Here is an 11,354-nt window from a genome sequence, read left to right as displayed (position 1 = left end):
AAAAGCCACCTGGTTGGTGGCTAGTATCATGAGCGGGTGATGAGTTAGTGACGCTCACCAAGTTTAACCATTCCTTTTGAGTCAAACCACAGTGCTTGCGAGCGGCGACGACCAATAAGAATAGGACCATCATCATAGAACAAAAAGTTCTTCCAATGCTTTTTAAAAATCGACCATTTTGTTTCTATGACATTGTACTTTTCGTAACAGAAATACACGGTCACATCATCTTGCCAATCGATATGTGCATCAACTTCTTGTGGCATTTCAGGCTCATCCGATTCCCATGCAGCCATCCAATCTACAGATTCTAACCAATTTGATTCACTCATCGGCCAATCTTGTGAGCTTAGGCGGTCCATATCAGGGCTTTGCGCGCTAATGTTCTCTTTCCAAAATTGCGCAGAACGAGCTTGGCTCATCGGCTTGATAAATGCCAAATCTTCTTCTGGCACTGGCATCGACTGATGCGTAAAAATCCATTTTCTTTGGTATTCATCCAAAGGCAAATAAGACATTCAGTCTCCTTTATTACGATTTCAGCCAACCTTTCTCTGTGGCTTCTTCAATCAACTCTTTCGCTTTGTCCCACAAGGTAACAGAGCCAAATTCAATTCGTTTATTAATGGTAAGCGCCTGTTCACGCGTTACACTATTCTCTTTCCAACTTTGACCATTGTTATGGTAGTTCAAGAGCATCGGAATTAAACGATCAAGTGCTTTTGCATATTTTGCATCATCACTCTGCGCGGCTTCAAATTCTTGCCAAAGCGCTAATAATTCTTGCCCTTGATCTGTTGGTAACATACCAAATAAGCGTTCAGCGGCTTTTATTTCTTTTTCTGCTTGCTCTTTTGAAGCTGCAGTATCATAAACAAACGTGTCGCCTGCGTCGATCTCAACAACGTCATGTATCAATAGCATTTTCATCACTCGACAGATATCGACTGGCGCATTTGCGTGCTCTTCCATTAATACTGCCATCAATGCGACGTGCCAACTGTGCTCACCGCTGTTTTCAAGACGACCTTCGGCGCTTTTCACCCGAGTACGACGCAATACGCTTTTGAGCTTATCAAGTTCAATGAGTAATGCTAACTGCTTTTCTAATCGATCCATATTAGCGCCCTTCTTGCTGCCAATGAGGGTTAGTTAATGATGTCAGCACATGATCTTGCCATTCACCATTGATCAAAAGGTAATCCTTTGCGTAACCTTCTTTGCTAAACCCGACAAACTCTAGCACAGCTTCACTGCGTTTGTTATGAGGCATATAGCCGGCTTGGATACGATGCATTTTTTGCACGTTAAACATGTAGTCGCATGCCATTTTTAACCCACGACGCATATAGCCGTGACCTTGTGCCTCTTCCGCCAAGGAATAGCCAACGTTACAGCTATAAAATGGAAAACGACTCATACTGCTGAATGAAATCGTTCCTAGCATGCGCCCTGTATCAACATGAATTAGCAAGCAATAGTAGCCAAGCCCCATGCGATGGAGCTCATTCAACTTAATCAGTTTTTGGAGCCAACCATTAACAGAGAAAAACGCCTCTTCTCGCTTTGGTTCAAATGGCTTCAAATAATCGCGATTAGATTGAAAATACGCCGCGATCATATCGGCATCACCGATTTCAGCGGTTCGTAGAAGCAAGTCGCCGTCCAACTTGTGAACGGCGATTGATGAACTATGATCTTCCATTACAAACGACAACTTCCCTTTTCTTGATTACTCGCGTTAATTCTTACGAATCCCATAGTCACGTAACTTATTCGCAATAGACGTATGCGATACGTTCAAACGCTTCGCTAACTTACGGCTTGACGGGAACGACTGGTACAAACGCTCCAACACCTGGGATTCATAATCACGCATGATCTCGTCCAAAGAACCATCAATATTAAGCGTTGCACTGCCCCCGCCAACTGACTGCGGCTGTGGCAAATTAAAATGTTCGGCTTTCAGTAAATGACCATCCATTTCTGTTAGCGCTCGCAACACCATATTATCTAGCTGACGCATGTTACCCGGCCATTGGTAGCTGGCCAGAGCATCAACCAAACCGTCATCCAGCCCCGGCTTATCGATACCCAGCTGCTGCGCGTGTTTTGTCACGAACAAATCTAGCAAAGGTGCCACATCATTCGAGCGCTTGCGCAGTGGAGGAATGCTTAGCGTCAGTACATTGAGGCGATAATACAAATCTTCACGGAACATACCCGCTTCAGAAAGCTCAGCAAGGTTATGTTTTGTCGAAGCAATAATGCGAACATCTACATGCATTTCATCTTCTGCACCAACACGACGGAAGTTACCATCTTGTAGAAAACGAAGAAGTTTGATTTGCAGATGAGCACTCATCTCACCAATTTCATCAAGAAATACCGTACCACCATTTGCCTGTTCAAAAATACCTTTGTGGCCTTGTTCGTGATTGAATGAACCCGGCGCATGACCAAACAGCTCGGTTTCTGCAACGTCATCTGGCATGGATGCACAGCTCAACACAAGGAATGGTTTACTCGCACGGCTAGAACGACTATGACAGGCTTTTGCGAGCATTTCTTTGCCAGTACCTGTTTCACCTTCGATTAGTAGCGGTTGATCCAGAACAGAAAGCTTCTTAGCCTGATTAATCAATGCTTTATGGCGGTTTGATATTCCTACGAAGTGCTCAAAACCCAATGGATTATGCAACGGCAGTCTTTCTTCGATTTGCGTGCCGTGCTGGCTTGTTCGAATCGTCATCAAAGTGCTTGCAAGCGTAGAATTCTGCGCTTCGTCTCTGATATAGACAGGCATGAGCTCTAAGATGTAATCCAACCCATCAATGACTAGGTTTTCACGAGTACGAGCGTTCACGCCTTCAGACCAACGAGAGAAACGGACGCTTGGTAATAACGCACCAATCTGAGTGCCGATGACTTCTTGTTTATGCAGGCCGAGTAGCGACAAAGCAGACATGTTCGCCATATCGACAGCACCTTTGAGGTCGATTGCAAAAACCGGGTCCGGCAAATTATCAACCAACGAAAGCAGCTCAGTGTTGTGGCGCTCCATTGGCATAAATTGGATTTTACGTACGTCTTTAACCCCCGGAATACGGCGGATTTCAGCCATCAACTCACTAAAAGTATCAAAATCAATATCTGGGCAATTTAAATAGATGATGCCACTGATATCGATTTCAATACCACGTAAGTCGATACTTTTAGACGCTAAAATATCGAGCAGTTCTCGGGTAAGACCGAGTCTATCTTCACATAAGACTTCAAGACGCACTGAAAATATCCCAATTCACAACTGTCAGGAAAAGTTGACAGTAGTTTCTATCAAGCTTGTAATGGCGTCAAGCAATCCTATCGGTCAAAGGTGATATTCGTTATGGTTTCATCGTGATTGATGCAACTTTCGCCACCACGGCTTTGCGGATAGTCCCGAGTTTGACTTGGCGATCAGGATACCAAGGAAGCGGACGCAGTAAGGCCATCGCTTTCAATCCTAAACGCGCAGTAAGAATCCCCACGCCGAGCCCCTGCCCTGCACGAGCAGATACTTTGCCAGCAAGATCCATCGACATCAAATCCATACCAGCGTCAATGGCTAACTCACTTGCGCCTGCCGCTGCCATATTGACGAATACCGCTCTCAATAGCTTGATGCGCGAAGCATAACCTAATTCAACGCCATACACTTTGGATAAGTTATCGATCATTTTGAAGTTTCGCCACGCCACCAGCAACATATCAGCGGCGGCGAGTGGACTTACCGCAACTAACGCAGCAGACTCAGTCGCGTGCTGAGAAACCACTTTTGTAGCGAGCTTGTCTTGTTGACTAACGACCATAGAATCGTACATATCGAGGATTTCCGCATCACTGTGTGCTGGGTTAATGCTGTTCTGCCAGCGATCAAAGCCTGGGTTCTCTGCTAAAACACCACTCTGTTCCGCCACCTTTTCGCAAAACACCTTGCCTTTACCCACACTGTCACTGTGAACGAGCAGTTCGGCTTCTTCTTGAATGCTGAAATGATTTCTTAATTTACGTAGCTTCCAGAGTTCTTTACCGATAGCACCTAGGCCCAATGAAGCCACTGCAGTAATGAAACCCGCCCAACCTAATGCTAGCCAGTCAGCTGTTTGCACCGCAGTGACAAATGAGTCTACAGCCTGCCACCCGACCAATCCGGCAAAAGTAGCAAACACGCCGGTTGCGAGCCATTTTCTGCCCGGCCTAGGGCGAATCACATGTTCAAGTTGCAGTTCTTGTTCGGTTTCAATTCGATCTTCTTCTATCTTCACTGGTACAAAAGTTTCTTTTTCACTGAATGTCTTTTGCGCCGTTAACTCTGGTGAATCCGATTGCTGCTCTTTCTCAAGTGCTTTTTCAGAGAAAATTTGTTTCTGCTTCAATTCGCTCATTTCAATTTGTCTCCTAGCAGATAATCTAGTGCTTTATCTAGACGTATGTGTTTCATCGGTTCATCACTTGCTGACGGCATAGGACGGAAGGAAGTAAAGTCAAAACCACTGTTTTGCCAATAGGCGGCATTGGGTAGCTTCTTCGGCACCTCTCCTGGGAACATCGTCATTGCCTCACCGTTTAAGGTCGTCCCTTGTAACGCAGAAATGGTTTTGTCGCCTGAGGTAATAAACCCTGAAGTGGTCGCTTGGATGGAAGCAATGCTCATACAACTCATTTCAATGTTCTCATAAGCAGCGGTTTGCCATGCTGGGTGCACCATTTGTTGCAGTAGAGAGACAAGGTGCGGATGCTGATCTGGTGTCACGTGATCGGCCTTGGTGGCGGCAAATAGCACTTTGTCTATTTTTGGCGAGAACAAACGACGCAAAAAGCTACTGCGACCATAACGAAAGCTGTGCATGATCTGCTCAAGAGCCTGACGCATATCATAAAACGCCTCGTCGCCAGCATTAAGTGGCTGTAAACAATCCACCAGCACAATTTGGCGGTCAAATGTTGCAAAATGGTGCTTATAAAACGCTTTCACGACTTTTTGCTGATATTCATGAAAACGCGCTTCTAACATGGCTAAATTGCTGCCTTTAGGCGCTTTGCTTTCCGGTTCAAATCGACAAGGAAAGAACTGCAACACCGGTGCACCAGCAAGCTCTCCTGGTAACACAAATCGTCCTGGCTGAACCCAGTGCAGCCCAGCATCTTTACAAGCATGGAGATAATCCGTGTAGGCGTGAGCCACTTTCTCTAGCTGTTTTTCATCTGCATCCGCATTGAGCTCGATCTGTTCGAGTTCAGCTAGCCATGCTTGAGCTAACTCTTTGCGTTTGCCTTTCAGCGCGTCAAACTGCGTTTGAGACCAACTCGAAAAGTCCATATCTAGCAAAGGCAAGTCCAGTAGCCATTCACCCGGATAGTCAATGATGTCAACATTGAGAACCGCCGTTTTACTGAGCAGCTTCTTGGTCGTTTTCTTTGGTTTGTATTTTAAAGCTAGGCGAATTTCGCTCACATCACGCGTTGGCACTGGCCATTGTGGTGGGTTCGCATGAATCTGGCTCATCGCCTCGTCGTAAGCAAAGCGAGGAACCATCATATTGGTTTGAGGTTCACGCTTTGCACCAATAAGGCGTTTGTCTCTCGCGGCGGTCAATAAAGGTAGATTGTCGTGAGTGGCGGTGTGAAGTAGCTGATTAACCAAAGACGTGATAAAGGCCGTTTTACCCGCTCGGGATAACCCAGTTACCGCAATTCTTACATTAGAATCCATACCACGGCTGATAAAGTCGTTCACTTCTTGCTTTATTCTTTTCATAGTTTTTATTTATCTCACCAGTTTTTATACCCAACGCTTCCTTAGAAGTAACTTGAGTATCACGAGTCTAAGTTTACCAACCTTAATCAAAGATGAACAAAATCTGCAATCTAGTGCTGACCTCGATAAGTGTAAAATATTGCTGCCTATAAACGGAAAAGCCTCTGAATCACTTCAGAGGCTTATATATTCTAACTAGCGGCTTGATGTTCTAATCTTCTTCAATCAGCTTGTAGATAACAAAGAGTGCGATTTCAAGAACAAACCAAAGCACACAAGTGATGGTGACGTATTTTTCATCAAAAATACTGATACCGTGAAGAATCAAGTCGTAGCCAACAAAGCCACCAACCACTACAGCAAGAATAATTTGTAGAATCTGAATAAAACGAGGCATGCCGTCTCCTAATTATTGTTCGCATAACGTTTGATTGCTATGCCCTAAGGTTTATATCTACATTATATAGACAAAAAGTGCAGTTTTCGCTGCACTTTTGTCAAATGTTTGCTAGGTAAATCAGCACCTTGTCACATTCTCTCTACTGAGACAATGTAAGATTACCGTTTACCTTACGCTTCCATCTCTTGAATTTTCACTTTCCAAGTGTCTGGACCGATTTGGTGCGCGTTAACGCCATTTGAGTCTACAGCCACTGTTACTGGCATATCTTCAACTTCAAATTCGTAAATCGCTTCCATACCTAAATCTTCAAATGCGACAACGCGAGCTTTCTTGATCGCTTTCGCTACCAAGTACGCAGCGCCACCGACAGCCATTAGGTAAACCGCTTTGTGATTCTTAATAGATTCAACCGTTGCAGGGCCACGCTCAGCTTTACCGATCATGCCCATGATGCCGGTTTTTTCTAGCATCATATCGGTGAATTTATCCATACGAGTTGATGTTGTTGGGCCAGCAGGACCAACGACTTCATCACCAACTGCATCGACAGGGCCTACGTAGTAAATGAACTTACCGTTTAGATCTACGCCTTCTGGTAGACCTTCGCCATTATCTAGCATGCCTTGAATACGTTTATGCGCAGCATCACGACCAGTCAGAATTTTACCTGATAGAAGAACGGTTTCGCCTGTCTTCCACTCTTGTACTTCTTCTTTAGTGATCGTGTCTAAGTTTACGCGACGCGTATTTTCGCCCGCTTCCCAAGTAATGTCTGGCCAATCTTCTAGTTTAGGTGGCGTTAGCTCTGCTGGGCCGCTGCCATCAAGCGTGAAGTGTACGTGACGAGTCGCCGCACAGTTCGGGATCAAACAAACAGGCTTAGAAGCCGCGTGCGTTGGCGCAGTTTTGATCTTAACGTCGACAACCGTCGTCAAACCACCAAGACCTTGCGCGCCGATACCAAGTTTGTTCACGCGATTGAAGATATCAAGACGAAGCTCTTCTTCTGCGTTTTGTGGGCCACGGTCAATAAGCTCTTGAATATCGATGTGTTCCATTAGAGATTCTTTTGCCAATACCGCTGCTTTTTCAGCCGTACCGCCAATACCAATGCCAAGCATACCTGGTGGACACCAGCCCGCGCCCATTGTTGGGAGCGTTTTCTCTACCCACTCAGCAATATCGTCAGATGGGTTTAGCATCACCATCTTAGTTTTGTTTTCACTACCGCCGCCCTTCGCCGCGATCTGAATTTCAACTTTATCGCCCGGTACCATGTTGATGTGTACGACAGCAGGCGTGTTGTCTTTGGTATTAATACGTTTACCGGCAGGATCCATAAGTACTGACGCACGCAACGGGTTGTCTGGGTTCGTATACGCTTGTCGAACACCTTCATCTACCATCTGCTGAACCGTCATATCGGTTGAGTCCCATTGCACGCCCATACCGATGTTGACGAAACACGTCACGATGCCAGTATCCTGACAAATTGGTCGGTGACCTTCTGCTGACATTCGGGAGTTAATTAGGATCTGAGCAATCGCGTCTTTCGCGGCTTGACTCTCTTCGCGGTGATAGGCTTTTTCAAGAGCTTGAACAAAGTCTAGCGGGTGGTAGTAAGAAATATACTGTAGCGCATCAGCGACACTGCTGATTACATCCTGCTTGCGTATTACCGTCATTACATGCCTCGTTATAGTTATGCTTCCATTATTGGCTTGGCTTCAATCGTGTTTGTTGAGCTTATTGCTCTTTTGAGCTTCGTTTTTTTATAAACAATTGTCGAACGGCTGATATCGACACACGAAACGCTGAAGTCGCCTACTTGTAAACCATCTCAAAACCCTATGAATAGAGGGAGTTTGGCTATACAGAGGAATATGATACTCTTGCTGCCCATGACATGCCATGCAGTGAACGATCTCTTTGTCACAAATTACACAAATGAACAACATGGACAATCAATTCATTGATTTTAAAGCGCTGGAATACGCACCAGAGTTTGCTCTTCACCTCTTTTCTCGCATTCAACACCAGCCTTGGGCGATGTTGCTGCGTTCTGCATCAGAAACGCATATCGATAGTCGCTTTGATGTGTTGGTTGCCAACCCGATTGCAACCTTAGAAACCACTGCCAACAGCACACAAGTTGAAACGCCATCGAATGCCTATTCAACTCAAGATGACCCATTCACGCTACTTCATCAGTTGCAAGAACAGTGGCTTCCTCACGTTGAGTTAAATAAAGAATTGGATTTGCCTTTTGTCGGCGGAGCGCTCGGTTACTTCAGTTACGATTTAGGTCGACGCGTAGAAACAATGCCAGAACAGGCCGAAAAGGATCTCAACACGCCTGATATGGCGGTAGGTCTGTATGAATGGGCCGTCGTTGTTGACCACAAGCTTAAAAAAGCATACTTAGTCGGTCAGAATATCGAGCAAGCTTGGCAATGGTTAGACAAACAAGAAGCGGAGCAAAGCGTAGACTTCGCTCTGTCTGGCGATTGGCAGTCAAACATGACGAAAGAGAGCTACGCTACTCGCTTTGACAAGGTGCAAGAATACTTGTTGAGCGGTGACTGCTATCAGATCAATTTGGCGCAACGCTTTAACACACCATATCAAGGCAGCGAGTGGCAAGCGTATCTGAAATTGGAGTCCGCCAACCAAGCGCCATTCTCAGCGTTTATCCGTATGCCTGAGTCTTCGATTTTGAGTATCTCTCCAGAGCGATTTTTAGAACTCAAAGATCGCGTCATTGAAACGAAACCAATCAAAGGTACTCGCCCACGCAGCGAAGATCCAAAGCAAGATAACGCTAATGCCCATGACTTGCAGACAGCAGAAAAAGATCAGGCAGAAAACCTGATGATTGTCGATTTGCTGCGTAATGACATTGGTCGAGTTGCATCACCGGGTAGCGTTCACGTGCCAAAGCTGTTTGATATTGAAAGCTTCCCTGCCGTGCATCATTTGGTGAGCACCATTCGTGCGAATTTGGACGAGCAATATTCTCCTGCAGATTTGCTACGAGCGTGCTTCCCGGGCGGTTCAATTACCGGCGCACCTAAAGTTCGCGCAATGCAGATCATTGAAGAGTTAGAGCCACATCGACGCAGCGCGTATTGCGGCAGTATTGGCTACATTTCTCGCCATGGTCGTATGGATACCAGCATCACCATCCGTACTCTCGTCGCGGAAAATCACAAACTGTACGCTTGGGCTGGCGGCGGCGTCGTTGCAGATAGCGATTGTACCTCTGAATATCAAGAAACGTTGGATAAGCTTTCAAAGATTTTGCCAGCACTGCAATCGTAGGTTTCGGACGAAAACAAGTCAAAACGCCTCCAGTACGGAGGCGTTTTTGTGAGCGTTGTTTGTATGCCCTTTAGCGGTTAGCCGTTAGCCGTTAGCCAACAAGCATCCGTTTTTTAAGAGACAGCGTCTACTGCTCGAGCCACTTACACATAATCTGTTCAATATCGGTTGCTGTGTACGGCTTAGTGAGGATATCGTCCATGCCTGAATCAATGCACTTTTGACGTTCTTCAATCGTTGTGCCTGCTGTTAAGGCGATGATTGGACGGTCGAAGCCTTTTTGTCGCAAGTGAGCCGTTGCTTCGTAACCATCCATTTCCGGCATTCGACAATCCATAAATATCAATTCGTAATCTTTGTTTTTAACCGCTTCTAGCGCTTCCAAACCATTGGCTTTTAAATCAGGAGTAATGTCGAACTTTTTCAGCATCTGCGTCACAATGACTTGGTTCATTCGTATATCATCCACCACCAATATCGAGCGTCCAGCTAAGTCGCTTCGTTCGACAACAGCCAACTCCCCCGACGCTGCGCCTTGAGCTTGCCCCTCTTTTAAAGGGATGGAAACTTTAAAGGTTGTACCTTTGCGCTCTTCACTTTCGAAACTGATCTCACCTTGCATTAAATCCACGAGGTTCTTACAAATCGCTAAGCCCAAACCTGAGCCTTCAAAACTGCGTTTTGCCGAGCGGTCAACTTGTACAAAAGGGTCAAACAACGAACTTTGCGCCGCTAACGGTATCCCAATCCCGGTATCTTCCACCTCAAAAAACGCAGTGCCGTTTACCCACTCGACTCGCAAGACCACGCCGCCCAAATGGGTAAATTTGATCGCGTTCCCAATCAAATTAACTAAGATTTGGGTGATTCGTTCTAAATCGCCAATCAGAAACTCCGGAATGCCTAACTTCTTGTCGATAGAAAAATGAATGCGCTTCTCTGCCGCTTTCGCCGCAAATACGCCCGTAATGGCTTTTTCGAGATCATCCCACGCAAAAACCTTGTCGATAATTTCCATCATGCCAGCATTCATCTTGCTGAAATCGAGCAAGTCGTTGATGATGACGCGAAGTAAATCGCCCGACTGAATCAAATTACCGAGATATTGCCGTTGATCTTCTCCCAACTGAGTTTTGCTTAACAGCTCTGCGCTGCCGAGTACGCCATTAAGTGGCGTTCTTAACTCGTGGTTAATCATCGCGACAAACTCTTTCGTCGCTTTTTCTGACTCTTCCGCTCGCTTTCTTAACTCGACTTCACGTTCAAGGCTGAGGTGACGGCTGATCACGCCGTGAACCAAATCAGAAACCAGTTCCATTTGTTTGGAGATAAAAGCTTGCTCAATTTGTTCCAGCGACACAGAAAATATCAATTCGCCAACGACTCGCTCATCAATGATGATGGGTAAATGTAGCGCCTCATTCTGCCAATTGGGTGTTCGAGCGATAGGTTTGTCACTTTTTAGCTCCAAATGCCCGAAATGATGACGACGCAAAGAAGTGAGTTGGACAGGATCAAGGTATAAATATGAAGCGGTAATAACGGAATTGGACGTCAGTTGCTCAAGAAAACTGGCAATCATTGTCTCGTCGAAAGTGCTGGAAAGGAATGTCCGTCCAAACCGAATAAGCGTGGCATCAATTTTTTCTTCAAACTCAAACTTGCGCAGATCGCTTTCCGAGCGAAGTTCTAGCTTCTTTAACGCGACACTCAATTTTTGCGTCGATTCGTAGAGCTCATAACTTTTTTGCTCTAAAAGCAGTTCAGCCGCCTTTCTTGAGGCGATTTCTCGTTTGAGTTTCCTTTCTAATGAGGAGTTACCCGTCATAC

At 45.7% G+C, this 11,354-nt stretch carries 10 protein-coding genes; 1 reads left to right on the top strand and 9 read right to left on the bottom strand.

Translation table 11 applies throughout. The annotated features are described in order from the left end of the window. Nucleotides 1-44 precede the first annotated feature (44 nt). The 8 genes from ACF8EG_RS17765 to ACF8EG_RS17730 form a co-directional block, all read right to left on the bottom strand. A complete protein-coding gene (locus ACF8EG_RS17765; protein WP_005458833.1) occupies nt 45-518 on the bottom strand; it encodes a DUF2947 domain-containing protein in 474 nt (157 codons plus the stop codon). Nucleotides 519-531: 13 nt separating this feature from the next. Then, nucleotides 532-1,119, bottom strand: a complete 588-nt coding sequence (locus ACF8EG_RS17760) for an HD domain-containing protein (RefSeq protein ID WP_020838800.1) — start codon at nt 1,117-1,119, stop codon at nt 532-534. 1 nt (nt 1,120) lies between these two features. Then, entirely contained in the window at nt 1,121-1,705 is a 585-nt protein-coding gene (rimJ, locus tag ACF8EG_RS17755; RefSeq protein WP_005458831.1) for a ribosomal protein S5-alanine N-acetyltransferase, read from the bottom strand. A 36-nt stretch (nt 1,706-1,741) separates the two neighbouring features. Further along, nucleotides 1,742-3,286, bottom strand: coding sequence for a transcriptional regulator TyrR (gene tyrR, locus ACF8EG_RS17750; protein WP_025572249.1), 1,545 nt, complete (start codon nt 3,284-3,286; stop codon nt 1,742-1,744). Nucleotides 3,287-3,386: 100 nt separating this feature from the next. Next, nucleotides 3,387-4,427 (bottom strand): YcjF family protein, encoded by a 1,041-nt coding sequence (locus ACF8EG_RS17745; protein WP_023585343.1) that lies wholly within the window; start codon nt 4,425-4,427, stop codon nt 3,387-3,389. Then, a complete protein-coding gene (locus tag ACF8EG_RS17740) occupies nt 4,424-5,800 on the bottom strand; it encodes a YcjX family protein (RefSeq protein ID WP_025501954.1) in 1,377 nt (458 codons plus the stop codon). Before ACF8EG_RS17740 ends, ACF8EG_RS17745 begins: the two co-directional genes overlap by 4 nt. A gap of 211 nt (nt 5,801-6,011) precedes the next feature. After that, nucleotides 6,012-6,197 (bottom strand): hypothetical protein, encoded by a 186-nt coding sequence (locus ACF8EG_RS17735; RefSeq protein ID WP_005458825.1) that lies wholly within the window; start codon nt 6,195-6,197, stop codon nt 6,012-6,014. Nucleotides 6,198-6,370: 173 nt separating this feature from the next. Then, the gene (locus ACF8EG_RS17730; protein ID WP_005376905.1) at nt 6,371-7,888 is read right to left on the bottom strand and encodes a fumarate hydratase; all 1,518 of its coding nucleotides are present in this window, start codon (nt 7,886-7,888) and stop codon (nt 6,371-6,373) included. Nucleotides 7,889-8,159: 271 nt separating this feature from the next. Between ACF8EG_RS17730 and pabB the strand changes: the two genes are divergently transcribed. Further along, on the top strand, nt 8,160-9,524 hold the full coding sequence (pabB, locus tag ACF8EG_RS17725) for an aminodeoxychorismate synthase component I (protein WP_069506676.1): 1,365 nt from the start codon (nt 8,160-8,162) through the stop codon (nt 9,522-9,524). A 127-nt stretch (nt 9,525-9,651) separates the two neighbouring features. On the opposite strand, the gene ACF8EG_RS17720 is transcribed toward pabB, so the two are convergent. Further along, nucleotides 9,652-11,352, bottom strand: coding sequence for an ATP-binding protein (locus tag ACF8EG_RS17720; RefSeq protein WP_069506672.1), 1,701 nt, complete (start codon nt 11,350-11,352; stop codon nt 9,652-9,654). Between the last annotated feature and the right edge of the window lie 2 nt (nt 11,353-11,354).

This window comes from Vibrio sp. YQ_11, from assembly GCF_043103065.1.
In the GTDB taxonomy this organism is placed as follows: Bacteria; Pseudomonadota; Gammaproteobacteria; order Enterobacterales; family Vibrionaceae; genus Vibrio; species Vibrio parahaemolyticus.
This window is presented reverse-complemented; position numbering and strand designations above follow the sequence as displayed.